The organism is Streptomyces sp. YJ-C3, from assembly GCF_053891275.1.
In genome coordinates this window covers 5,483,746-5,506,168 of record NZ_CM132685.1, presented here as the reverse complement: position 1 = coordinate 5,506,168, position 22,423 = coordinate 5,483,746, and the positions used below count along the sequence as shown (strand labels likewise).

The 22,423-nt window shown below is 73.5% G+C and carries 23 protein-coding genes; 6 read left to right on the top strand and 17 right to left on the bottom strand.

Annotation, left to right across the window (positions count from 1 at the left end):
* Window positions 1-5 precede the first annotated feature (5 nt).
* Window positions 6-1,319, top strand: coding sequence for a pentapeptide repeat-containing protein (locus tag ACVHNB_RS24650; RefSeq protein ID WP_456225896.1), 1,314 nt, complete (start codon window positions 6-8; stop codon window positions 1,317-1,319).
* 414 nt (window positions 1,320-1,733) lie between these two features.
* Window positions 1,734-2,873, top strand: coding sequence for a hypothetical protein (locus ACVHNB_RS24645; protein ID WP_428956496.1), 1,140 nt, complete (start codon window positions 1,734-1,736; stop codon window positions 2,871-2,873).
* Here ACVHNB_RS24645 and ACVHNB_RS24640 read toward each other — a convergent pair.
* The 6 genes from ACVHNB_RS24640 to ACVHNB_RS24615 all read right to left on the bottom strand — a co-directional run bounded on the left by ACVHNB_RS24640 (window position 2,845) and on the right by ACVHNB_RS24615 (window position 7,085).
* Window positions 2,845-3,498: a hypothetical protein gene (locus ACVHNB_RS24640; RefSeq protein WP_428956497.1), complete on the bottom strand. Its 654-nt coding sequence runs from the start codon at window positions 3,496-3,498 to the stop codon at window positions 2,845-2,847. The genes ACVHNB_RS24645 and ACVHNB_RS24640 overlap by 29 nt on opposite strands.
* 146 nt (window positions 3,499-3,644) lie before the next feature.
* Complete coding sequence (locus ACVHNB_RS24635; protein WP_428956498.1) at window positions 3,645-3,869, bottom strand: hypothetical protein; 225 nt, start codon at window positions 3,867-3,869, stop codon at window positions 3,645-3,647.
* A gap of 167 nt (window positions 3,870-4,036) precedes the next feature.
* Window positions 4,037-4,732, bottom strand: coding sequence for an HAD family hydrolase (locus ACVHNB_RS24630; protein ID WP_428956499.1), 696 nt, complete (start codon window positions 4,730-4,732; stop codon window positions 4,037-4,039).
* A gap of 33 nt (window positions 4,733-4,765) precedes the next feature.
* Complete coding sequence (locus ACVHNB_RS24625) at window positions 4,766-5,437, bottom strand: phosphatase PAP2 family protein (protein ID WP_428956500.1); 672 nt, start codon at window positions 5,435-5,437, stop codon at window positions 4,766-4,768.
* Between the two features lie 34 nt (window positions 5,438-5,471).
* Window positions 5,472-6,407, bottom strand: a complete 936-nt coding sequence (locus ACVHNB_RS24620; RefSeq protein ID WP_428956501.1) for a M56 family metallopeptidase — start codon at window positions 6,405-6,407, stop codon at window positions 5,472-5,474.
* A 126-nt stretch (window positions 6,408-6,533) separates the two neighbouring features.
* A complete protein-coding gene (locus ACVHNB_RS24615; protein WP_428956502.1) occupies window positions 6,534-7,085 on the bottom strand; it encodes a DUF5134 domain-containing protein in 552 nt (183 codons plus the stop codon).
* Between the two features lie 176 nt (window positions 7,086-7,261).
* Here ACVHNB_RS24615 and ACVHNB_RS24610 point away from each other — a divergent pair, with 176 nt between their 5' ends.
* Together ACVHNB_RS24610 and ACVHNB_RS24605 are read left to right on the top strand one after the other, a co-directional pair.
* On the top strand, window positions 7,262-8,971 hold the full coding sequence (locus ACVHNB_RS24610) for an FUSC family protein (protein WP_428957743.1): 1,710 nt from the start codon (window positions 7,262-7,264) through the stop codon (window positions 8,969-8,971).
* 28 nt (window positions 8,972-8,999) lie between these two features.
* Window positions 9,000-9,533, top strand: coding sequence for a MarR family winged helix-turn-helix transcriptional regulator (locus ACVHNB_RS24605; protein ID WP_428956503.1), 534 nt, complete (start codon window positions 9,000-9,002; stop codon window positions 9,531-9,533).
* 29 nt (window positions 9,534-9,562) lie between these two features.
* Here ACVHNB_RS24605 and ACVHNB_RS24600 read toward each other — a convergent pair whose 3' ends face one another.
* From ACVHNB_RS24600 to ACVHNB_RS24580, 5 genes are all read right to left on the bottom strand, one after another.
* Entirely contained in the window at window positions 9,563-10,633 is a 1,071-nt protein-coding gene (locus ACVHNB_RS24600; protein WP_456225895.1) for a DUF917 domain-containing protein, read from the bottom strand.
* Window positions 10,626-12,194, bottom strand: a complete 1,569-nt coding sequence (locus ACVHNB_RS24595; protein ID WP_456225894.1) for a hydantoinase/oxoprolinase N-terminal domain-containing protein — start codon at window positions 12,192-12,194, stop codon at window positions 10,626-10,628. The genes ACVHNB_RS24600 and ACVHNB_RS24595 overlap by 8 nt, the downstream gene beginning before the upstream one ends.
* 38 nt (window positions 12,195-12,232) lie before the next feature.
* Window positions 12,233-13,639 carry a purine-cytosine permease family protein gene (locus tag ACVHNB_RS24590; protein ID WP_428956506.1) on the bottom strand — a complete coding sequence of 469 codons (1,407 nt, stop codon included), beginning with the start codon at window positions 13,637-13,639 and terminating at the stop codon, window positions 12,233-12,235.
* A gap of 114 nt (window positions 13,640-13,753) precedes the next feature.
* Window positions 13,754-15,094 (bottom strand): hydantoinase/oxoprolinase N-terminal domain-containing protein, encoded by a 1,341-nt coding sequence (locus tag ACVHNB_RS24585; protein WP_428956507.1) that lies wholly within the window; start codon window positions 15,092-15,094, stop codon window positions 13,754-13,756.
* Entirely contained in the window at window positions 15,091-16,080 is a 990-nt protein-coding gene (locus ACVHNB_RS24580; RefSeq protein ID WP_456225893.1) for a DUF917 domain-containing protein, read from the bottom strand. Before ACVHNB_RS24580 ends, ACVHNB_RS24585 begins: the two co-directional genes overlap by 4 nt.
* Before the next feature lie 89 nt (window positions 16,081-16,169).
* Here ACVHNB_RS24580 and ACVHNB_RS24575 point away from each other — a divergent pair, with 89 nt between their 5' ends.
* On the top strand, window positions 16,170-17,642 hold the full coding sequence (locus ACVHNB_RS24575; RefSeq protein ID WP_456225892.1) for a PucR family transcriptional regulator: 1,473 nt from the start codon (window positions 16,170-16,172) through the stop codon (window positions 17,640-17,642).
* Here ACVHNB_RS24575 and ACVHNB_RS24570 read toward each other — a convergent pair.
* Entirely contained in the window at window positions 17,635-19,047 is a 1,413-nt protein-coding gene (locus ACVHNB_RS24570) for an NAD(P)/FAD-dependent oxidoreductase (protein ID WP_428956510.1), read from the bottom strand. The two genes, ACVHNB_RS24575 and ACVHNB_RS24570, sit on opposite strands and share 8 nt — an antisense overlap.
* Before the next feature lie 128 nt (window positions 19,048-19,175).
* Window positions 19,176-19,568 (bottom strand): VOC family protein, encoded by a 393-nt coding sequence (locus tag ACVHNB_RS24565; protein WP_428956511.1) that lies wholly within the window; start codon window positions 19,566-19,568, stop codon window positions 19,176-19,178.
* A gap of 79 nt (window positions 19,569-19,647) precedes the next feature.
* Here ACVHNB_RS24565 and ACVHNB_RS24560 point away from each other — a divergent pair, with 79 nt between their 5' ends.
* The gene (locus ACVHNB_RS24560) at window positions 19,648-20,202 is read left to right on the top strand and encodes a GNAT family N-acetyltransferase (RefSeq protein WP_428956512.1); all 555 of its coding nucleotides are present in this window, start codon (window positions 19,648-19,650) and stop codon (window positions 20,200-20,202) included.
* Here the strand turns inward: ACVHNB_RS24560 and ACVHNB_RS24555 are convergent, their stop codons facing one another.
* The 4 genes from ACVHNB_RS24555 to ACVHNB_RS24540 form a co-directional block, all read right to left on the bottom strand.
* Window positions 20,203-20,886, bottom strand: coding sequence for a glycerophosphodiester phosphodiesterase (locus ACVHNB_RS24555; protein WP_428956513.1), 684 nt, complete (start codon window positions 20,884-20,886; stop codon window positions 20,203-20,205).
* 116 nt (window positions 20,887-21,002) lie between these two features.
* The gene (locus ACVHNB_RS24550) at window positions 21,003-21,128 is read right to left on the bottom strand and encodes a hypothetical protein (protein WP_428956514.1); all 126 of its coding nucleotides are present in this window, start codon (window positions 21,126-21,128) and stop codon (window positions 21,003-21,005) included.
* A gap of 76 nt (window positions 21,129-21,204) precedes the next feature.
* Complete coding sequence (locus ACVHNB_RS24545) at window positions 21,205-21,825, bottom strand: PadR family transcriptional regulator (RefSeq protein WP_456225891.1); 621 nt, start codon at window positions 21,823-21,825, stop codon at window positions 21,205-21,207.
* A 40-nt stretch (window positions 21,826-21,865) separates the two neighbouring features.
* Entirely contained in the window at window positions 21,866-22,411 is a 546-nt protein-coding gene (locus ACVHNB_RS24540) for an FABP family protein (RefSeq protein ID WP_456225890.1), read from the bottom strand.
* Window positions 22,412-22,423: the final 12 nt, after the last annotated feature.

The following is a 22,423-nucleotide window of genomic DNA, read 5'->3' as shown; positions in this document are numbered from 1 at the left end:
GGCCTATGTCTCCTGCCGCGCTCTCCTGGCCATCAGGCCTCCCGCTGACGACCTGGGTCTGGATCATCGAAGGCCTGGTCGCGCTCCTCCTGGCGTGGGTTGCCATCCGCTTCAGACGCCCACAAGGCAGAAGACGTGAGAACCCGCTGCGCAACCGCGCGGTCAGAGCATCTCTCCTGATAGCCGTCGGCGCAGTGGCCTTCGTCGTCGTGTTCTGGCGGGGCCCCTGGTGGTTCGACAGCGCCCACATCCGCAGCAGAGCGCTCCAGCCCGCTGACGGCGTCGTCATCACCGGCTTCCGAACCGGCCTCGTCGCACTCGCCGCCGGCATCATCGCAGGAGCCGGGCTGTACTACACCCATCGAAGTCACCTGCACACAGTCTCCAAGGACCGGGAGCAGGCCGACCTCACCCGCGAAGGGCAAGTCACCGGCCGTTACGTCGAAGCCATCAAGCTCCTCGCATCCGACAAGATCCATGAACGGCTCGGCGGCATCTACTCCCTCGAACGCATCATGCGCGATTCCGGCAAGGACAGCGCCACCGTGGTCGAAGTGCTCGCCGCCTACGTCCGTACCTCGCTCGACAAACACGTCGAGGCGCGATCCGTCATCGACCCGGACTCGGCCGCCGCAGGGCCGGTCACTGTACTCAAGCCCCTCAAGGAACCAGTGCGCGCCGCTCTCAACGTCCTTGGCCGAAACACCGCCCAGCGCAACAGACGGCCGGACCTCCGCAGCATCAAGACCGGTGGGCGCGACCTCAGCGAAGCTGATCTCAGAGGCGCGTGGATGACAAAGGCACAGCTCACAGGCGCACACCTCAGAGGCGCGAAGCTACAGGAAGCCATCCTTGAGGATGCGGTCCTTGCGGGGGCGCAACTGGAGAAGGCGGACCTGACGAGGGCGAATCTCAAGGGCGCCTGGATGCAGGACGCGCACATGCCCAAGGCGGTACTCCGATACGCCAAGCTGACCGAGGCCACGCTCAACAAAGCGAAGTTGCCCTACGCCGACCTCACCGGAGCCGATCTCACGGGCGCCGAACTCAAAGGGGCCAACCTCTTCCATGCCGACCTCACGACCGTCCGGCTGATCCGCGCCGACCTGAAGCACGCGACCCTGACCATGGCCGATCTCGAAAAGACGGACCTCACCGAAACCGAAGGCCTCACCGCAGAGCAGATCCATCAGGCCAAGGTCTACACATCCACAAATCTCCCGCCAGACATCGCCGGCGACCCCCAAGTACGCGCCCGCATCGCACAATGCGAGGCAGCCAGAGCGGCAGGCGAAGAGCCGCCCACAGGCGGACGGTGACCGAGTCGATGGGCAGAGGCATGCGCCATCATCCGGTCGTGCTGGCGAGGGCGGGCTTCAGTGAGGGGAGTCCCTGAGATGATCCCGCACCGGCCCGTACACACCGCCCGGGATCCGCTCCGGGACCTCGTCGAACGGCACCCACGCAGCCTCCGCCACCTCCCGCGGCGACGCTGCCCACGCCTCGCCCCTCACTCCCCCCCCGCTTCCCGACACCGCAACGCGTCTGAAGGCCGGACGGGACCACGAGAGCGAAGAGCGTCAAGATCGCCAGGGTCGCGGCGTCCCGCTCAGGGCCGAAATGAACGGGCCGCGCCGCCAACTGCCCGAGCTGTACGCCCTCTTGCCCGCCTCTACCTGCCCCTTGCACTCTTTGAAACGGATACTTCGCGATCCGTGACCGGGGGAGGGCGGATGACAGGACAGCCCGGCGACCACTTACGCCGCGCACGGCCCGCATGGGACGTACTCGAGGACAAGATCCTCGTGCACACCCGCGCCGTCGTCAGAAGCGGCAAGAGCCCGGCTCTCGCAGCCGCCGCCCACGACGGAATCGTCCTCTGCGGAGCGGACGCACTGGCGACCGCCGGAACTTTTGACCGCCACACGCCGGACATGCCGCTCCGGCTCGTCGACCCGGAAGGCTACGCGCGGTACGCCACAGCCGACCAACCGTTCCAACTGGAGAGCTGCAACCACCCCGGGCAGACGTCCCTCTTCGGCGAGGACGACGAACTCGAACGCACCCAAGAGGGACAGCTGCTCCAGGGAGCGGCCGCAAGCCTCACGCCCACCCGCTACCTCGGGCCCGGGGACCGTCGCGCCCTCGACGCCGCGGTGGCGGCGGTCCGGGACATCGACCCGCAGCGGACCATCCTCACCGTGCCCCTCGACCAGCGATGGCTGCGCACACCCGACGACCTCGACCACCTCATCGGCGCACTCGGCGAGCTGCCGCACATCAAGGCCATCGTCCTCGGCGCGAGCAACAACCCGCTCCGGACCAGATGCTCCGTCATGGGACTCCGCAGGCTGATCACCGGCCTCGACCGCGTCGCACTCGTCCGTACCGACCTCGCCGGCCTCGACGCCTACGCCCACGGCGCGCTCTTCGTCTCCATCGGCATGCAGACCTCGCAGCGCCACATCAGACCGCCGGACAGCGGCCCACCGCGCCGCAACGGCAGCAACGTCACCACGGCCGTCCTCCATCCGCAGCTCATGGACTACATCAACGCGGACAAGCTCCGTGACCACTACGGCAGGCTGCCCGCACCCCGCTGCGACTGCACGGTCTGCCAGGGCCGCAGCCTCCTGCGCTTCGACCACACCTACGACGACCAGGAAGAGGCCAACCGCCACAACCTCGCCACCTGGCTCCCGTGGGCCGACGAACTCCAGCGGACCGCCCCGGGCGCCGACCGGCGCAACGCCTGGCAGGAGCTCTGCCGGGACGCGGTCCAGGCCCATCAACGGCTCCGCGAGGAACTCGCGGACCCCGGCGCTCTCGACACGCCCCGCTGGCTCAGGGTGTGGGCAGGAGAACCTGACTAGACCTCAGCAACTCCGCGTAGACCTGCTCCGCGAACAGCCAGCCGGCGGACGTGTGCCCGAACCGCGACGACGACCGGGGCGCCACCAGCAACTCCGGCGCCTCGCCGGGGCCGGTGCGTACGACCCCGAGACCGTACACACCGGCCTCCGTCACCAGGAGCTCGGACCCGTCCGCCGACGCGTCCAGCCACACCGACGAGGCCGCGTACGCGCCGAACCGGCCCGCCCGCTTCAACGCGTTCCGGGCCGGACTCGAAGACCGCACCACCGCCAGATCCACCTCCAGCGGCGCCACCAGCCGACGCACCACCTGTCCGTCACCACGCTCCACCGCGTGCCCAGGAGCGCGGCGCAGCGACGACCACTCGCGGGGCGCCAGCGACGACACCGGCACCGGCAGTCCGGCGGGGAGCTGCATCAGCCCCTCCAGCGCGCTGCCGTCCAACACCGCCCCCACGCCGTCCTGCCGGCGCCGCTCGACCTCCGCCGCATTCAGCCGGACCGCCAGCACCGCCCGCACTCCCCGCGCCTCCACCTCCGCCACCGACGAACCCGCCGGCAGCGAACCGCCCGCCACCACGTCGCAGACGCGGCGAGCCGACTCAAGGCATAACTCCGAAGACATGACACACGTCCTTCAAGAACGACAACCACGCAGCACGCAACCACAGGAAAGCGCGGTCACCAACGAGAAACGACGAACATCGCGCACAGGCAACGAAAATGAGGCAGGCCCCGTGGGCACGACGGTGAACCGGTGTGTCAGAGCTGTCACTTCTCTGCGCGGTGCAACTGGATCTCCCGGTTGACGAAGAGGTGGACGAAGCCGCAGCGCCAGCAGATCAGCCCCGTCGCCGTCTCGTCCGCCCAGGCCAGGTTGAAGAACTCCCCACCGGTGCTGTTGAGCTTCACGCCCCGCTCGCGGAAGCGGTCGCTCTGACACACCTGACAGGTGATCCACATCTCGCCCAACGAAGCCCGCACCGCCTTGGCCATGACCCCTCCTCAGTTCGCCCGACAGTGGAGCGATCATGCCCCCGCCAGGCGCGAACCCAATCGCGAGTTGAGTAAGAACTGAGCTACGGCCCTGGCCGGGAGGCGCAGGTCGTCGGCGCGGAGAGGCGCCCGTGGCGCCGGACGCGACCGCGGCTCCCCGCAGCCGGCTAAAGCAGATCCAGGACCGGGCGCAGGCCGTCGGGCCGCTGGTCCGTGGGCAGATGGTCCACGAAATGCACCGTGCAGCCCAGTGCCGCGGCGCCGGCGTCCGCCCGCCGGTCGTCGCCGACCATGAGCGTGTCGTGCGGAGCCACGCCCAACTCCTCGCACGCGACCGCGAACAGACGGGAGTCAGGCTTCGTGACGCCGTGCCGGTACGACATGACGTACGAGGCGACGTACGGGTCGAGCCCGTGCTCCACGAAGACGGGACGCAGGTCCCAGCCGATGTTGCTGACGACGCCCACCGGGATCCCGCGCTCGCGCAGCACCGACAGGACGTCCAGTGCGTCCGGGTAAGGGCGCCACGCCGCAGGCCGCATGTGACGGTCGTACAGGGCGTCGTAGAGCCGGTCGTCGGGGAGCGGAACCTCGCGGGCCAGGCCCGTGAACGCGGCCCGGTGCCGGGTGGCGTCCACGTCACGGACGGCGAACAGCTCCTCGAGGTGAGCGGGGACCTCCACATGGTCCGTGGTGCCCCCGGGCAGTGCCCCTGCCTCGTGCAGCCCGCGCGCAGCGGCGGTGAAGTCCTCGTCGGGCAGCGTCAGCCCTGACTCGTCGAGCACCGCACGGAGCCAGGACTCGGTGGACTCGATGCGAAAGAGCGTCCCGGAGAAGTCGAAGAGCACCGCTTTGATCGTCATGCGTCCGATCCTGTGGTGTGGCGAAGTCGCCGGTCAAGGGAGGCTGTTCGGGGCACGCCACTTCTCGTACGCGGTCGTGGACAGGGTCACCGTCAGCGCCCCGAGCAGCCAGCCGCCCAGCACGTCCGAGGGCCAGTGCACCCCGAGCCAGAGCCGGGTCAGGCCCACGCCGAGCGCCGAGACCACCGAGACGGCCAGGGCCGCGCCCCACAGCACGGGCCCGGCCGCGTACCGGCGCAGCAGCCACAGCACGAGCCCGCACACGACCACCGTCGTCATGGCGTGACCCGAGGGGAAGGCCGCGTAGTGCGCCGAGTCCACCGGGTCGCGCCACACCGGCCGGGGCCGGTCGACGGCCGCCTTGAGCCCCTGCTGGAGGAGTGTGCCGAGCAGGCACGTCGCCAGCAGCCAGACCCCGAGCACCCGGTCCCGTAGCCGCCACACCACGCCCGCCGCGACCACTGCGATCAGCGCGCGCATCGTCCACGGATCCCACACCCAGTCCGTCAGGACCCGGTTGGTCCGCGTGAGACCGGGTTCGGCGACCGCCTCCCGGTGCAGGGCCCGCACGATGTCGCCGTCCAGGCCCATCAGGGGGCTCCAGCGGACCGCCACGAGGACCAGCAGCAGGACACTGGCCAGGGCGAGCGCCGCCGCGAGCGGAGTGTGCGACCGGGGCGGGGAGTCGAGTTGCGCCGGATACATGCAGACGATCCTCACCCATGGCGGGCCGTGCAAACTATCCCAACGCGCGCAGTCCCGGCACGAACGTCACCAGAAGCGGCATCAGGGGGACCAGCGCGGCGGCCGCCGTGAGCCGCAGGCGCCGGGCCGGGGTCAGCCGCGACGGCGGGGTGAGCAGCCGGTGCACGCGCTGCGGGACATGGGCCTGCGGCGTCGGGCACGGTCCGAACACGCCGCGGTCCTCGTTGAGTTCGACCAGGGCCAGGGCGATGGTGAGCCGGCCGAAACGGCGCGAGGCCACGTCGTCCGCGGCGAGCTCGACCAGCCGGTGCATCTCGTCGCGGAACGCGGCGAACACCGGGACCTGGGGGAATCCTGCGGCCAGCGCGCCCGAACAGTGCAGCAGCCAGTCGTGCCGCCACTGCGCGTGCCCCATCTCGTGCGCGAGCACCGCGTCCAGCTGACGCCCTTTCAGGCGTCGCAACGCGGCCGTGGTGATGACCAGTTGAGGTGTGGTGCCGGGCAGCCACCACGCGTCGGGGCGCTCGCCCTCCAGTATCACCAGACGGTCCGAGCCGGGATCCTCGCCGGGCAACAGGGGCGCGCGGACCTGGAGTTCGGTCCGCCGCTGCCTGCGCCGCGCCCGGGCCCGGCGCACTTCCCGCACCAGCATCGCGGCGGTCCATGCCCCGCCGAGCGCGAGGGCGACGGCGACGGTGGCCGCCCACGGTCCGGAGGCGCGCAGCGCGTATGCCTCCACGACCGCGTGCGGAGCGGGTGCGAACAGATGGCCGCGCACCGCCTGCCATGCCGCGGCCGCGCTCAGGGCCATCGACAGGGCGCAGCTCAGCAGCACCGCGGCCACCACGCACTGCCACACCCACAGCGCGACGATCGGCTCCCGCTCCGGCCAGTCGGCGCGCGCGAGCAGTCGCGGGGCGAGGACAGCGAGAAGGGTGCCGAGCAGCAACAGCGCTACGGGGACCGTCATGGTCGTCACCCTATGAGCCGGGTCGTCGCCGGGGTATGGCCTGGCGCGTCAAGTGATGTACGCCACGGTTTCGTTCACGGTCCGGTGAGCGGCTGCGGAGTGCCCCGGTCCTGCGACGCCCGGGCCCTACATCGTCAGCAGCATCGCCAGCATGCCGATCCCCATGGAGAGCCGGCAGGCCCGCGCCAGCTCCGGCCGGTCGCCCCAGCCCGCGAGCGCGGGGCCGCTCGCGGTCGCGGCCGCGGCGGGGACGAGGCGCGCCCCGGACCACAGGACGTACACCACGAAATAGGCGAGGAGCAGACCGGTCAGTGCCGGGGTGCCCGCCCCGCCGTGGTGCGCGTGCGCCGCCGGGCGCGCCGCCATCGCCACCGCCATGTACGCCATGGCGAACGTGCCCACCAGGTGATGCAGGTGATGCGCCCCGCGCCGCGCCGCCCACAGGGCGCGCACCGCCGCGGCCCCGAACACGGCCGCGTAGAGCATCCAGGCCCAGGCCGGCGGCGTGAGGACCGCGGCCGGCACCGCCATCAGCGCCATGCCGAACCCCATCAGCGCCTCCCCGCCCGCCGTGCGGCGCTGGTCCTCGGCGCCGCGGCGCATGCGCAGCAGGCAGTACGAGCCGGTCGCCGCGCACAGCGCGACGAGCAGCCAGGCGGCCGACAGCGGTCCGTGCACCCCGGGTCCCCCTCTTTCTCCAGCGGCTCTGGTTGAGATGCCCGGGCACGCGGGAGCGTATGGCGGCGCAGGGGAGCACTGACGGTCGCGCGGCCGCGCGGAGGGAGGTGAGGCCGCTTCCCGCCCGCATATCTTTTACAGGTAAAACACCTGCTAAGGTTTTAGGTATGAGCAGTATGAGCAGCACACCCCCGACTCCGCCCTCCCCGCGCACCGTCACCGTCCGCCGGCTCCCGCTGGCCGGAGTGCTGCGTCCGAACAAGCCGTCGGACATCTGGTTCAAACCGGCGTCGAGCGTCGTCGTCTCCGCCGCGATACCGAACCTCACACTGCTCGCCCTCGGCCGCCTCGACCTGGTGATGTACACGATGGCCGGCAGCTTCTGCGCCCTGTACGGGCACAACCTGCCGTACGCGGCCAGGGCCCGGGCCCTGGCGGGAGTGGTGCTCGGGATGTTCGCGAGCGTCGCCGTCGCCCTCGTCGCCGCGTCGCTCACCTCGTCCGCCGCCGTCCTCGTGGCGGTGGGCGCGCTGCTCGCCGCCGCGCAGAAGACGCTGTGCGACGCCACCCGGATCGGCCCGCCCGGACACCTGATCTTCACCTTCATCAGCTCCGCGTCGCTGTTCGCGCCGCAGACCATCGGACAGGTGCCGGGCCATCTCGCGCTCACCCTCGGCGCCGGTGCCGTCGCCTGGCTCGTCGGAATGGCGCCCGCCCTCGTCCGCCCCCACGGCCCGGAGCGCCGGGCCACCGCGCGCGCCCTGAACGCGGCCGCCGCCTACGCCGAGCGGCCCGAGCACGCGCCCGCCCGCGGCGCCGCCGCGGCGGCCGTGCACGCCGCCTGGCAATCCCTGCTCGCCACCGGCTCCCGGACCGCCGCGCGGCGCGCCCTGGAGCGGCTCGTCGTCCGCGCGGAGGTGGCCGTCGCGGCGCCGGGCGACGCGGACGCGGCGCAGCTGCGCGCCTGGGCCGCCGGGCTGCGCGGCGCCGGTGCCGTGCCGCGGCCCGGCCGGATCGCCGGGATCGACGACGAACTGCTCGGCGTCGAGGCCGAACTCGCGAGCGGCGCCCCCTCGCTGTGGCGGCGGATCGGGCCCGGGTCGCCCCTGCTGCCGGTCGCCCTGCGCACCGTCGTCGGCTGCGCCCTCGCCGGGTACGCCTCGCTCGCCCTCGGCATCGGACGGCCCTACTGGGCGCTGGTCACCGCCGCCTCGCTCTACCAGGCCAACGTGACCCTGACCTGGAGCCGCGGCGTCCAGCGCGTCGTCGGCAACCTCGCAGGGGTCCTCGTCTTCGCCGCCGTCGTCCCGTTCGCCCACCTCGGCCCCGCCGCGCTGGTGCTCTGCTGCCTCGTCTTCAGCTTCGGGGCCGAGGCGCTCATCACCCGGAACTACTGGCTGGGCAGCCTGTGCGTGACCCCGATGGCCCTGCTCGTCACCGAGTTCGCCCGGTTCCAGGAACCCGGTGAGCTGATCACCGACCGGATCGTCGACACGCTGGTGGGGGCGCTGCTCGGCGTGGTCGCCGCCGTCGCGGTGACCAACCGGCGCGCCGGCGACCACATCGAGGCGGCACTGGCCCGGGTCGACACCGCCCGCGCCGCCGCCGACCGCACGCTCGCCTCGGACGCGCCCGGGCACGCCGCCCTGGAGACCGCCCGGCGCTCGCTCGCCGGAGCCCTGGTGGAGCTGCGCGCCGCCGCCGACACGGCGGCCGGCGAGTGGTGGCAGCGGGCCCTGCCGGAGGACCGGGTGATCACCGCCGAGCGGACCGGACACCGTACGCTCGCGGCGACGGTCCGGCGGCAGGCGCTCGGACCGGTCGCCGCTGTCGACGACACTGGTGACAGGGCGGGCGACCCGAGCGGCGCCCGCGGACAGCGGTAACGGTCGAGGAAGGTCCGGTCAGGCAGGCATGAGCACGCAGCACGACCCAGCGGCGGCGCCGCTCGACACCGTGTCGTCCGTCGTACGGCAGTGGCAGGCCGTCCGTCCGGACGTCGACACCGGGCCGATGGAGATCATCGGCCGGATCAACAGGTGTGCCGCGCTGCTGCAGCAGGCGGAGGACGCGCCGCTGCGGCACGCCGGACTGACCCGGCCCGAGTTCGACCTGCTCGGCACGTTGCGCCGCACCGGGCGGGAACTGACCCCCGGCGACCTGGCGCGGGAGACGTTCTCGTCGGGCGCGGCCGTGACCAAGCGGCTGAAGCAGCTGCAGGAGCGGGGTCTGGTCGCACGGCGGGGCGACACCCGGGACCGGCGGGTGTCGCACCTGAGCCTCACGGACCAGGGGCAGGACCTCGTCGACGAGGTCCTGCCCCGGCAGCTGGCGTACGAGGCGACGGTGCTCGCCGGCCTCGACGGCGGCCGGGACGCGGACCTCAGCGCCCTCCTCGGGCAGCTGCTGTCCCAGTTGGAGGGGCGCCTCGGCGGTCCCCGGATCTGAGGACCGCCTCGCGCCCGGCCGGATCCGCGTCAGCCCCCGAAGGGCAGATAGTCCACGTCGTAGCCGAAGTACCGCGGGCCCGCCAGGTCCAGGCCGGGCGCCGTGGTCCAGCGGGGGTCGCAGGGCGCCGCAAGGACCGACACCCGCAGGCCGTAGCGCAGGCCCTCCGTGGTGACCGGGTCGCCGGTCTCGCTGTCCAGGACGCAGATCAGGTCCGGCGTCGTCGCGACGGTCACGCCGTCCCGGGTGGCCAGCAGATGCTCGTTCTGGAAGTCGAGCCGCAGGGAACGTCCCGCGTCGCCCGTGACGCCCTCGATGTCGGCGAGGCCGCGGGCGAAGCCGCCCTCGGTGCGCCGGCTGACGTCGACCACCTTGCCGGTGAGCAGGTGGACGCCCGACAGGAGGGCGCGGGCCGCCCCGACCGGATCCGCGTGCTCGGCGCGCGCCTCGCGGACCGCCGCGCCCAGGCGCTCGGCGAGGGTCAGCGTCGCGGGAACCAGGCCGTCGGCGAGCTGGTCGCCGCGCAGCACCGTGTCCGCACAGGAGATCTGGCAGCCCAGCTCCGTGCAGACGGCGCGGGCGATGGCCTCGGCCGCGTGGTTGTCGACCGCGTCCACGATGATCGTGTTGCCCTTGTCGTCGGCCAGCGCCATGGGGGAGTTGGTGACGCCGATCAGTCCGGGCAGCACCATCTGCGCCTCGGGGAACGCCCGGCCCATCGCGTCGCCGTCGACGATCGGCAGCCCCGCCTGCGCGGCGCAGGCGATCGGCAGCATCGAGTTCACGCCGCCCACCTCGATCGGCGCGATGTGCGTCGCCGGACGGCCCAGGTGCTTCTCCAGGGCACGCAGCGCGGCCAGTTCCTCGCCGCCGTTCGGGACCCGCTCCAGCAGGACCGTGGGCGCGCCCATGCCGGAGATCGGGACGACCGTGGCGTCCGCGGGCACCTCGTCGATGTCCACGACCCTGACCGGTCCGTGCCGGCGGATCGCCTCGCGGGCGAGCAGCTTGCCGATGTACGGGTCCCCGCCGCCGCCGGTGCCGAGGATCCCGGCGCCGCGCGCGATGTCGTCGAGGTTGTCGAGGGTGATCTCACGCATGGGCGGTGACTCCGGTCCGGACGGGGATGTGCTTCAGGTCGAGGTCGCCGACCGCCTTGACGCGGATCCGGGTCGCGCCGCCCGGCAGATAGGCGAGCGGTACCTCCTCGATGTCGACGACGCGGACACTGCCGCGCCGCGCGCCCGCCTCCTCGGCGCGCGCCACGGCCTCCTCCCGCGCCCCGGCGAGGACCGACTCCCGGGTGCCCTGCGGCACGTGGAAGACCCGGTCGACCTCGCCGCCGACCTGCGCGATGGCCGCGCCCACCGCGTTCGCGACACCGAAGTTCCCGGGACGCCGTACGTCGTCGAAGCCGGGGAGCCGTTCCGGTACGAGGACGGAGCCGCCGCCGACCGCGACCACCGGCAGCGCCGCGGCCGACGTCCGCATGCGGTCGACGCTCTCCGCCAGCCGATGGGCGATGCGGTCCAGTGTCCGGTCCACGAACTCCCGGTCCAGATGGGCCACCCGGGCCGGGGCGCCGATGTCGGCGCGGCCCGCCGCCACCGCGAGGTCGGTCGCCGTCAGTGTCGTGCCGCCGAACACGAGGGCCTCCTCGGTGAGCCGGTAGCCGACCGACCGCGGGCCGGTGTCGCCCTCCGGCGAGACCAGAGAGCCGCCGCCGATGCCGAGCGACAGCACGTCGGGGATACGGAAGTTGGTGCGGATCCCGGCGGCCTCGCTCTCGCCCGCCGCCTCCCGGGGGAAGCCGCCCGCGAGGATGCCGACGTCGGCCGTCGTGCCGCCCACGTCCACCACCGCGCAGTCCTGGAGCCCGGACAGGAACGCCGCGCCGCGCATCGAGTTCGTCGGCCCGGACGCGAACGTCGCCACCGGATACGTCCGCGCGAACTCCACGTCCATCAGCGTCCCGTCGTTCTGCGACAGGAAGAACGGCGCCGTGATCGACACCTCCGCGAGGGACTTGGCGAAGGACTCGACGATCACCGTGGCCAGGTCGCGCAGCGCCGCGTTGATGATCGTCGCGTTCTCGCGGGCCAGCAGGCCGATCCGGCCCAGCTCGTGGGAGAGCGAGATGTGCACGCCGTCGCCCAGTTCACCCCGCAGGATCTGTGCCGCGCGCCGCTCGTCGTCCTCCGCGACCGGTGAGAACACGGAGGAGATCGCCACCGACGTGATCCCCTTGGCCGCGATGTCGGCGGCCGTGCGCCTCAGCTCGCCGGGATCGAGGGGCGACAGCGGGCGGCCGTCGAACTCCCGGCCGCCGTGGCACAGATAGCCGTGCCCGCCGACCGCCGCGCGCTGGCGCTCGGGCCAGTCCGTCATCGGCGGCAGCGCGGCCGTCGCGGGCAGCCCGAGCCGGACCGCCGCGACGGGCGCGAGCCGGGCGCCCTCGATCAGCGCGTTGAGGAAGTGGGTGGTGCCGATCATGACCGCGCTCACCCGGTCCACGGGCGGGTCGAGGGCCCGGATCGCCGCCGTCACGCCGGAGGTGATGTCCGGTGTGGTCGGCGACTTGGCGGCCGAGATCACCCGGTCGTCGTCCCCGAGCAGGGCGGCGTCGGTGTTGGTGCCTCCGACGTCGATGCCGATGCGCATGCTGCTGCTTTCCTTTGTCGGTACGGGAGTTCGGGTGTTCAGTGCGTGGCGGCCGGGGCTGCCTCCAGCTGGGCGGCCGCTCGTGCGGGCTGGTCGAAGGGCAGCTCACGGGTACCGCGGACGAGACCGAGTCGGCCGAGCAGGACGTAGCCGATGCCCGCCACGAGGAGCGAGTTGAGGGCGGGGATGCCCCACCACTGGTAGTGGTCCCCGAGCCAGCCGACAAGAGAGGCGAGGGCCCACACGGCGATGGTGGCGGGCACCCAGGACGGTTCCGTCTCCGGGAGGCGGCCGAGGCGGCGCGAGGCGTCCAGCTGCGGGCGCCACTTCTTCACCACGAAGTACTCGGCCACCATGATCCCGGCGATGGGCGGCGTGAGGATGCCGAGGACGGTGAGGAAGCCGGTGAAGTGGTCCAGGATCCCGGCCGCGGCCGCCACCGACCCGAGGACACCGATGACGACGGTCGTCGCGACGCGCCCCAGGCGCACCGTGAAGAGGGTCTCCACCGCGTTGATCAGGCCGAGCGCCGACGAGTACAGATTCCAGTTGTTGATCTTCACGGTGGCGGAGACCAGCACGATCACGCCGACGACGCCGGAGCTCGACGTGATGATCGCGATCAGGTCGGACGACTTCACGGCGTACGCGAGCAGCACACCGGCCAGGCCCAGGACGTACTCGCCGAGCGAGATGCCGACGAGGGTCTGCTTGACGACGTCACCGGTCGAGCGGTTGAAGCGCGTCATGTCCGGCGTGGTCACCGCGCCCACGATGTACGAGCCGGCCACGATCGTGGCGCCGGTGGCGACGCTGATGTGCGCGCCGAACGGCGGCGACGCGACCAGGTCGCCGAAGCTGTGCCGGGAGATCTGCACGGTCATCGCCCACCCGGCGAGCCCCAGGAAGGCCGGCACCGTGACGAAGGCCGTCCAGCCCATCGCCCGGAATCCGCGCAGCACCAGGGCGGTCACCCCGAGGCCGCAGATCAGGCACCAGGCCCACAGCGGTATCGCGGGCACGATCGACTGCAGGCCCGCGGCGAACACGGCGGTCTGCACGCCGAACCAGCCGAACAGGCTCACCGCGATGACCAGTCCGATGAGCGTCGAGCCGTAGCGGCCGAAGCCGGTCCAGCGCACCAGGACGGAGGTCGACAGGCCTTCGCGCATCCCGGCGATGCCGACGAAGATGCAGACGATCTCCAGGATCACCGAGCCGAGCGTGAACGCCCAGAAGGCGCCCCAGAACGACAGGCCCGCGCCGAGCGTCGCGCCGAGCAGGAACTGGGTGAGGTCGGAGAGCTGGCCGAAGCGCTGCACGGCCACGTTGAACCACGAGTAGCGGGCGGCCTGCGGGACGCGCTCCAGCGGGTAGTCCTCGTCGGTCTCCGGGGCGGTCTCCGCGCCGGGCGGCGCGGACGGTCGGGTCGCTGACTTCGTCATGGGGACAGTCCTTGTCGAAGGATGAGGGCAGGACGGGGCGCACGGCGGCGTGGTGCACGGCGGCCGTGGGGCGAGAGGGAGATGCGGAACGCGGGGGAGAGCGGGGGAGAGCGGTCAGAGCGGGGACGGCGGGCCGAAGGCGCGGGCGCGTAACAGCACGGCGCCCGCGAGGTACGGCACGTATTCCTCCGGGTCGAGCACGGTGCGCACGCGGCGCGGATCGGCCCCGGCCCGCACGGCACTGGCCCGCGCCAGCTGCCGTACCTCGTCCCGTACGGCGTCGAGCGCGCCGGGCCGCTGGACGATCCGTTCGCAGGAGCCGCCGACGGGTGACGCCGCGGCGCCGAACGCGCCCGCCACGTCGCCGTGTCCGGGGCGCACGACCTCGCAGCCGGGCAGCGCCGTGTCCGGCACCTGCGGGGCGCCGCCGCCGACCAGGATCACCGGGACGCGGTCCGCCGCGGGCTGCATCCGGTCCGCGGCCTCGGCGAGTTCGCGGTGCGCGGTGGCGTCCACGGTCAGCAGGTCGGGGAAGCGGAGACTGACGGGGACGCCGCCGATGCGCTCGCCGGGCGCGGCCTCGCGCGGGTAGCCGCCGGTCAGCGCGCCGACCCGGGCCCGCCGTTCACCGACGTCGATGACGACGGCGTCCCCGATCCCGGCGAGGAGACCGGCGCCGCGCAGGGTGCAGGCCGGGCCCGAGCCGAGGCTCAGTCCGGGCTGGCGGCGCAGATACTCCAGGCTCATCAGGGTGCCGTCGTGCCGGGTGACCAGGACGTCGGCGTCCGGTGCGAGCCCGAGCCCGGGCAGCGCGGCCGTCAGATCGTCGGCGACCCGCGCCACCAGCAGGCACAGGGCCGCGTCGAGCACCGTCGCGTTCTCCCGCTGGAGCAGCCCCAGCGACCCGATCGCGCCGGACAGCAGCACCGGCACGTCGGGCCCGGCCTGCGCCCGCAGGATCTCCGCCGCGGCCCGCTCCTGCGCGCCGTCGACCGGGGCGAACACCGAGCTGACCGCGAACGCCTCGGCGCGGCCCGCCAGTTCGGCGCCGAACGCGGCCACCGCCGCCTCGTCCAGGGGTGCACCGTCCAGCGGTGCGAGCCCGCTGCCGCCGGCCACGTCGGCGACCCCGGCGCACACCGCCGACCGCAGCTCCTCGGGCCAGCCGAACAGGGGTCGTACGGCGTCGGCGGACGCGCCGCCGATCCGCAGGACGCCCACCTGAGCGAGCCCCGAGCGCCCGGTCACGGCGCGGGCGGCGTCCCGCAGGCCCACCGCGAGCGTCCGGGCACGGGCCCGCTGCGCGGACGGCAGTTCCCCGACGGCGCCGACCAGCGAGCCGACCGTGTCACCGGGCCGCGACGGAACCTTCACGGCGTGCGCGGGGCGCCCGTCGACGAGCAGCACCGCGTCGGTGTTCGTGGGGCCCACGTCCACCCCGATCGCGACGGTCACCGCGCCACCTCCAGCCCGTAGGCCGCGGGCCCGGCCAGGGCCAGCCCCGCCGCCGAGTACCAGACGGGCGCCGTCGGGAACGTCACGAGCCGCACCCGCAGCCCGTAGCGGACCTCCTCGACCGGCACCGCCCAGCCGGTGCGCTCGTCGATCAGGGCGATGACGTCCGGCACGAGCGCCAGCGGCCTGCCGTCCTCCATCGCCACGACGAACTCGCTGCGCGCCTCCAGCAGCACGAGCCGCCCCGCGTCGTCCCCGGCGCCCTCCAGCAGGACACCGGCCGCGCCGTCACCGGGCCGCCGCACCGACGCCACCTTCCCGGTCAGGACCGGCCGCGGCCCCTCGCCCCGGCCCAGCGCCAGCGCCCGCGTCACCGAGCCCGTCACCGCGTGCCGGGCGGCCTGGCCCGCGGTGAGCGGATAGTCCGAGGAGACGACGCGCCCGCCGAACGCGGCGACGACCGGCCGGACCAGCTCCTCCAAATAGGGCCCGTCCACGTGGTCGAGCACGACGGTGCGCCCGTGTTCGTCGGCCAGCACGGCGGGGGAGGCGGCGAGCCCGGCGAGTTCGAGCACGGTCTGGTCCATGCGGGGGAAGGCCCGGCCCATCGCGTCCGCGTCCAGCAGCGGGACGCCGAGCCGGGCCGCCCACGCGACGGTGAAGCAGCCGTTCTGGCCGCCGATCTCGCCGCACATCACGGCCGCCACCGGCCGCCCGTGCAGCGCCTCGACGCGCGCCGCGAGCCGGCCGGGCTCCGCACGGCCGCCGATCCGCTCGGCGGCGACGGCCGGGGACCCGACCAGGCTGACGGGCATCACGAGCGCGTCGTCCGGCAGCGCGTCCGCCGCCACGACGGGCACCGGGCCGCACTCCTCGATCGCCTGCGCGGCAACGGGCACGGTGTCGGCGACGGGGCCGCCGCCCCCGGACCCGAGGACGGCACAGCCCCGCGCGAAGTCGGCGAGCGCTTCTGCGTCCAGGTGCATGACATCAGCGTACGGAGCCAGGCCCACGGTCCCATGGGCCATCAGCACAGGCTTGAGCCCGAGGATGTGCTTGGAGCACACTTCGGTGCATGCCCGCGCTCGCCGATCTGCTCACCGCCCCCGGCCTCACCGGCCTGCACCACCTCGCCGGTCCGCTGACCGCCACCGAGGTGACCGGCGTGCGCCTGGAGACCCGGGCGGACCGCCTCCCCGACGCCCCGCCCGGCACCGTCGTGATCCTGCTGTCGGCCGTCCCCGGTCACCTTCTGGACGTCGCGGTACGGGACGCGGCGGCCGCCGGGGCGGCGGGCATCGTCCTCACCGCCGACGAGCAGGCCCGGGCACTGCCGGACGGGGCCGCCTCCGCCACGGTCCGCGCCCTCGCCGACCGCGGCCGCGTCGCCGTGCTGGGCGCCACCGGCGACCTCGCCGCGCTGGTCGTCGCCGTGGACCGGGCCGTCGCCGGGGACGCCGCCGACGCGCTGGCCCGGGTCGCCGACGCCGCCGAGCGCCTGCCGGGCGTCGCCGGGGACCCGGAGCGCGCCGCCGCCACCGCCGCCGAAGCACTGGGCATCCCCGTCGAGCGGCGCGCCCCGGGGCCCGGCGAAGCGGGCGCGAGCGCCCCCGGCCCCGACGGGGAGATCGCCCTCGCGGCCCCGGCCCGCCCCGGCCACCTCGGCACCGCGGTGCGCTGCGTCCTGACGACGACGGCCCTCGCGGCGGCCGGCGGCGGCCACGGCGACGTCCCCGTCCGCTCCCGCGGCCATCTGCTGGCGGAACTCCTCGCCGCGCCGCAGGACCGGGCCCCGGGCCTCGCCGTCCGCGGCCGCGCGCTCGGCCTGCCCGTCGACGGCCACCACACCGCGCTGCGCGTGGCCGCCCCCGGCCTGCCCGCAGCCGACCGCTACCGGCTCCTCGACGGCCTCGCCCCCCAAGCCCTGAACCGGCTGCGGGCCCCCGCGGACGGCACCCAATGGCACGCCGCACTCGTCGACGACGCCCTCGTCCTGCTCGGCACCCGGCCCGCGGCCCCGGGCCCCGACGCCCGCCGCGCGGTCCTCGCCCTCGCCCGCCGCACCCTGGACGGGCTGCGCACCCGCCACCCCGAGGCCGCACTGCGCGGCGGGCTGGGCGCCCCGCACCGCGGCCCCCTCGGCATCCGCACCTCCGCCCGCGAGGCCCGCGCCGCGCTCCAGGCACCGCCCGACGGCACGTCCGTCACCGCGCACGACGCGGCGGGCCTCGACCGGATGCTCATGGAGTGGTACGCCTCCGACACCGCTCACGAGGCGACCGGTGAACTCCTCGCTCCCGTCCTGGAGCTGGGGCCGGACAAGGCCGAGCCGCTGCTGCGCACGCTCCAGGCCTACCTCGACCACAACAACTCGCCGGCCCGCGCCGCCGAGACCCTCCACCTGCACCGCAACGCGGTCGGCGCCCGCATCCGCCGCGTGGCGGACCTCACGGGCGCCGACCTCTCCGACCCCGAGACCCGCCTCGCGCTGCAACTCGCATGCCGCGCGCGGCTGTCCGGGATGCGGCCCGACCGCGGTGTCAGTTGATCGGCAGATCCGGTTTCTGCGGCGTCATCGCCTGCCCCGCGACGTGCGCGGTCACCGCCGCGTGCACCTCCTCCGGCGACAGATAGGCGTCCGTCATCTCGAAGTCCTTGAGCGTGGCGGGCCGGTTCCGCTGGAAGCCGGTGCGCACGAAGTCGTCGCCCGCGACCGCGTTCAGACCCCAGTTCGCCGCCGTACGGAAACGCGCCGTCAGCGTCCGCAGCGCCCCCAGGTGATAGCCGCGCGCCACGATCTGGGCGGGCAGCCCGGTGAGCTGCACCCCCATGGGCTTCGACACCGCCTGGATGCCGCCGAGGTCGACGACGAGCCCGAGGTCCTTGTGGCGGTACGGGGTCAGCGGGGTGCCGCGTACCGCCGCGAGGACATTGCGGGCCGCCGCCCAGCCCTGTCGCATCGCGTGCTGGGCCGTCGGCGGGCAGATCGCGTCCCCGCCCTTGACGACGTCCGGCACCGCCGCGGCGTCACCGAGCGCGAAGACCCCGTCGAGACCCGGCACGGTCAGCTCGGGGGTGACGACGAGGCGGCCCCGGTTCGTCTCGGCGTTCAGCGTCGCGACGAGCGGACTCGGCGCGACACCGGCCGTCCAGATCAGCGTGTGGCAGGGCAGCTCGCGCCCGTCGGTGAGCGTCACGGTGTTCTCGGTGGCCTTCGCCACGGACACCCCGAGGGAGACGTGCAGGCCGCGCCGCTGCAGGATCGCCATCGCCTTGTCGCCGAGCCGGTCGCCCAGCTCCGGCATCAGCTTCGGTGCCACGTCGACCAGGTGCCACTTGATCCCGCGCGGGTCGAGCCCCGGGTACCGCTTGACCGCCGAGGTGGTCAGGCGCTGCAGATACGCCGCGGTCTCGGTGCCGGCGTACCCGCCGCCGACCACCACGAACTGCAGCCGCGCCTCCCGCTCGGCCGGGTCCGAGCTCGCCGCCGCGAGGTCCAGCTGCGAGATCACGTGGTCGCGGATCCAGGCCGCCTCGGCGAGCGTCTTGACGCCGACCGCGTGCTCCTCGACGCCGGGGATGTCGAACTGCCGGGTCACACTGCCCGGCGTAAGCACCAGATGGTCGTAGCGTTCGACGACGGTCTCGCCGTTGATCTTCCGGACGACGACGGCCTTCGCCTTCGGGTCCACGCCGACGGCGCCGCCGGGAATGATCGCGGTGCGGCGCAGCATCCGGCGCAGCGGCACCGCGACCGACTGCGGGGTCAGCACACCGGACGCCACATGGGGGAGCAGGGGCAGATAGAGCTGGTGGTCCATCGGACTGACGAGCTTCAGCACCGCCTCCCCGGGCTTCAGCTCCTTCTCCAGCTTGTGGGCGCACTCCATCCCGGCGAACCCACCGCCGATGATCAGAATCCGGGGCACGGTCGAGGTACGGGGAGCGGTCATGGTCGGATCTCTCCTGGGCTGGACGGTGTGCGGACAGGCGAGGAGCGCTGCCGGTCATGTATCCGGATCGGCGCCGCCGAATCCCCTGACTCAGCGCCATCCTGCGACGCACACCGTGTCACCGCACGTCAGATGCCCGGCCGGTAACGGATCGGATGTTCCTCGGGAACCTCGACCACGCAGATCCGGGTGCCGTCCGGATCCGAGATCCACATCTCGACCAGACCCCACGGCTCCGTCCGCGGCTCCCGCAGCACCGGCACGCCCCGCGCCGTGAGCTCCTCGTGCGCGGCCCGCACGTCCGCCACCTGCAACCACAGGTGCAGGCCCGGCTTCACCGGCGGCTCGGCCCGCCCCGACACCTCCAGGAACCCGCCGCCCAGGAAGTACACCGTGCCCCGCTCGGGCCCGGTCCCGAACTCCCGGTACACCGCGAGGCCCAGCGCCTCGCCGTAGAAGGCCCGCGACCGCTCCGGATCGCCGGGCGTGATCAGAACCCTGCTGCTCAGTACATGAACCATGCCGACGCACAGTAGTGCGACCGGGTTAACCTCGACGGCGCCGACAGGCCCCAGCCCGTACGAGATCGGAGAGCCGCCCATGACCGCCGCCGCCCCGCACCCCGCCACCGATGGCCTGAGCTTCCGCGACGCCACCGAGGCCGACGTGGACGCGCTCGTCGCGCTCGTCGAGTCGGCCTACCGCGGGGACGACAGCCGGGCCGGCTGGACCACGGAGGCGGACATCCTGGAAGGGCAGCGGACCGACCCGCAGGGCGTGCTCGACGTCGTCAACCACACCGACAGCCGCCTGCTGACCGTCGAGCGCGACGGCGTGATCGTCGCCTGCTGCCAGCTGGAGCACCGCGGCGACCACGCCTACTTCGGGATGTTCGCCGTCAGCCCCGCCCTCCAGGGCGCCGGTCTCGGCAAGGTGATCATCGCCGAGGCGGAGCGCACGGCGTGCGCGACGTGGGGCGTGCGCGAGATGCACATGACGGTGATCTCGGTGCGCGAGGAGCTCATCGCCTGGTACGAGCGGCGCGGCTACCGCCGTACGGGAAAGATGAGCCCCTTCCCGTACGGCGACGAGCGCTTCGGTGTGCCGCAGCGCGCCGACCTCCAGTTCGAGCTGCTGGTAAAGCCGCTCGTGTGATCAGGCGGTGAAGCGGCCGGTCCGCTTGATCTCCGGGTAGTCGGTGGTCGCTCCGTCCAGGCCGAGCGCCCGGACGAGCCGCAGATCGTCCTGGGTGTTCACCACCCAGCCGATGATCCGCAGGTCGGCCTTGCGGGCGTGCTCCACGATCTCCTGCGTCAGGCGCCGGATGTTGAGGACCAGGGTCGTGGCGCCGACGGCCACGGCCCGCTCCACGACGTCCGTGCCGTAACGGCTGGCGACCAGCGCCGTCCGCACCCCGGGCACCAGCCGCGCGATCTCCGCGACGGCCTCGTCGTGGAACGAGATCACCTCGACCCGGTGCACCAGATCGCGGCGCAGCAGCACCTCGGCGAGCGCCCGGGCCGCCGCGATGTCCTTGATCTCCGCCTGCAGCGGGGCGCTCACCGCGTCGAGGACCTCCTCGAAGACCGGCACTCGCTCACCGCGTCCGGCGTCCAGCGTCCGCAGCTCGGCGAGCGTCTGCTCGGCGATGGGACCCGTGCCGTCCGTGGTGCGGTCCACGTCGGCGTCGTGCATGACGACGAGCGCGCCGTCTTTGCTCAGATGCAGATCGAGCTCGATGAGATCGAGTCCCGCCCGCTCGGCGGCGACGAAGGACCGCAGGGTGTTCTCGGGTTCGACACCCATGGCTCCGCGATGCCCGATGGTGAGGAAGTTCAAGACTGTCTCGCTTCCGTCGACGGCGACTCGGCTGTCGCGCGCACGCGACAGGCCCCGAGCCTAGAGCCTGCCCGGCGGATCGGACGGCATCCGGGGGACCGTACTGTCCGGTTCCGCTAGCGGCCCGCCTCCGCCGCCGGCCCGCCGCGGCGCGCGTGGCCGGAGTCGTCCCCTCTGGCCCCCACCACCCCGAGGAGCAGTCCGGTGATGACGGCGGCGACGAGGACGGCGCGGGTACTCACGGCTGACGCACTCCCATGCGGCGCGGGACAGGGATGCGGCCCGTCCTACCGGCCCGGACCCGGACGGGCGGTCATGTCACCCGTCGGTGGGCGAGTCCGGCGGAGGTTGACCCGCGCCGCCGTCGGCCGGGGGCAGCGCCTCCAGATCCGCCAACAGGCCCCGGGTCAGCTCGACCTCGGCCAGCAGATGCCGCTCGCTCCAGCGCAGGGCGATCTGCGGATGGGCCCACGCCTCGACCCCGTCGGCCCGCGCCAGCGCGTCCCGTACCTCCTTCAACTCGCCCTCGGTGCGCGCCAGATGCTCCTCGACGAGGGCCCGCAGCCGCTCCGGTGCGGCGAGATGCCCCAGCCACACCCGCAGCACCACCGGGTGCCTAAGCGTCACGGCGTCCGCGGCCGCGTCCTCTGCGCCGGTTCCGCCGGCCGCCCAGTCGGCGAGCGCGTCCCGGCCGGCCGGCGTGATGGCGTACGCCCGTTTCACCCGGGGCTCCTCGGGCCCCGAACGCCGCGACGTCACGTACCCGAGCCGCTCCAGCCGGCGCAGTTCGGCGTAGATCTGGCTGAAGGCGGGCGCCCCGTAGAAGAACCGGAGCGAGGCGTCGGCCCACTTCTTCAGCTCGTAGCCGGTCCGCTCACCCGGGAAGGACAGCAGTCCGAGCACGGCCCAGGCGGTCGGTGGCAGCGGTGAGGTCGGCATGCGTCCGCATTGAAGTGAGCCGCGAGGGCCGGCGCAAGCCCTAAGCGGCCCTGCGCCGCAGCCGCGCCGACAGGTGGTGCTGCAACGGCTGTCCGACCGCGGCGAGATCGTGCTCGAACGTCAGGGTGTCCGCGTCGGCCAGGGTGTAGCGGCGCCGGGTCCCCTCGACCTTCTTGGCCGTCGGCGTCAGTGCCACGCTGTCGGTGGCGAGGTCGACCGTGCCGTCGGCCGCGCGCCCGACCGCGATCTCCCCGATACCGGTGGGCTGGGTGATCAGCGCCTCCACCCGCCCGTCCGGCTGCAGCCGCCACCAGCCGCTCTCCCGGGCCGCCGGACGCACCGGCACGTCGTCGGCGTCGAGCAGCCAGGCCCGGGCCTCGTAGCTGAGGAACGGCCGCCCGTCGTGCCGGAAGGTGACCTCCTGGGCGTACCTGAACTCCCCGTCGATCGTGGGGTATCCACCGCGCCCGCGTCCGTGCCAGCTCCCCAGCAGGCCGAGCACGGGGGCGAGCAGCGCGTGCGGTGCGGGCGCCCCGTCCGGCCGGTCGCTGTCGTGGTACGGGTACTCGGGTGCGGGGTCGAACACGGCGGGGCTCCA

Bases quoted from the DNA above. Each gene is read 5' to 3' on its own strand.
- ACVHNB_RS24650 (WP_456225896.1), top strand. From the start codon at position 6: ATGTCTCCTGCCGCGCTCTCCTGGCCATCAGGCCTCCCGCTGACGACC.
- ACVHNB_RS24645 (WP_428956496.1), top strand. From the start codon at position 1,734: ATGACAGGACAGCCCGGCGACCACTTACGCCGCGCACGGCCCGCATGG.
- ACVHNB_RS24640 (WP_428956497.1), bottom strand. From the start codon at position 3,498: ATGTCTTCGGAGTTATGCCTTGAGTCGGCTCGCCGCGTCTGCGACGTG.
- ACVHNB_RS24635 (WP_428956498.1), bottom strand. From the start codon at position 3,869: ATGGCCAAGGCGGTGCGGGCTTCGTTGGGCGAGATGTGGATCACCTGT.
- ACVHNB_RS24630 (WP_428956499.1), bottom strand. From the start codon at position 4,732: ATGACGATCAAAGCGGTGCTCTTCGACTTCTCCGGGACGCTCTTTCGC.
- ACVHNB_RS24625 (WP_428956500.1), bottom strand. From the start codon at position 5,437: ATGTATCCGGCGCAACTCGACTCCCCGCCCCGGTCGCACACTCCGCTC.
- ACVHNB_RS24620 (WP_428956501.1), bottom strand. From the start codon at position 6,407: ATGACGGTCCCCGTAGCGCTGTTGCTGCTCGGCACCCTTCTCGCTGTC.
- ACVHNB_RS24610 (WP_428957743.1), top strand. From the start codon at position 7,262: ATGAGCAGCACACCCCCGACTCCGCCCTCCCCGCGCACCGTCACCGTC.
- ACVHNB_RS24605 (WP_428956503.1), top strand. From the start codon at position 9,000: ATGAGCACGCAGCACGACCCAGCGGCGGCGCCGCTCGACACCGTGTCG.
- ACVHNB_RS24600 (WP_456225895.1), bottom strand. From the start codon at position 10,633: ATGCGTGAGATCACCCTCGACAACCTCGACGACATCGCGCGCGGCGCC.
- ACVHNB_RS24595 (WP_456225894.1), bottom strand. From the start codon at position 12,194: ATGCGCATCGGCATCGACGTCGGAGGCACCAACACCGACGCCGCCCTG.
- ACVHNB_RS24590 (WP_428956506.1), bottom strand. From the start codon at position 13,639: ATGACGAAGTCAGCGACCCGACCGTCCGCGCCGCCCGGCGCGGAGACC.
- ACVHNB_RS24580 (WP_456225893.1), bottom strand. From the start codon at position 16,080: ATGCACCTGGACGCAGAAGCGCTCGCCGACTTCGCGCGGGGCTGTGCC.
- ACVHNB_RS24575 (WP_456225892.1), top strand. From the start codon at position 16,170: ATGCCCGCGCTCGCCGATCTGCTCACCGCCCCCGGCCTCACCGGCCTG.
- ACVHNB_RS24570 (WP_428956510.1), bottom strand. From the start codon at position 19,047: ATGACCGCTCCCCGTACCTCGACCGTGCCCCGGATTCTGATCATCGGC.
- ACVHNB_RS24565 (WP_428956511.1), bottom strand. From the start codon at position 19,568: ATGGTTCATGTACTGAGCAGCAGGGTTCTGATCACGCCCGGCGATCCG.
- ACVHNB_RS24560 (WP_428956512.1), top strand. From the start codon at position 19,648: ATGACCGCCGCCGCCCCGCACCCCGCCACCGATGGCCTGAGCTTCCGC.
- ACVHNB_RS24545 (WP_456225891.1), bottom strand. From the start codon at position 21,825: ATGCCGACCTCACCGCTGCCACCGACCGCCTGGGCCGTGCTCGGACTG.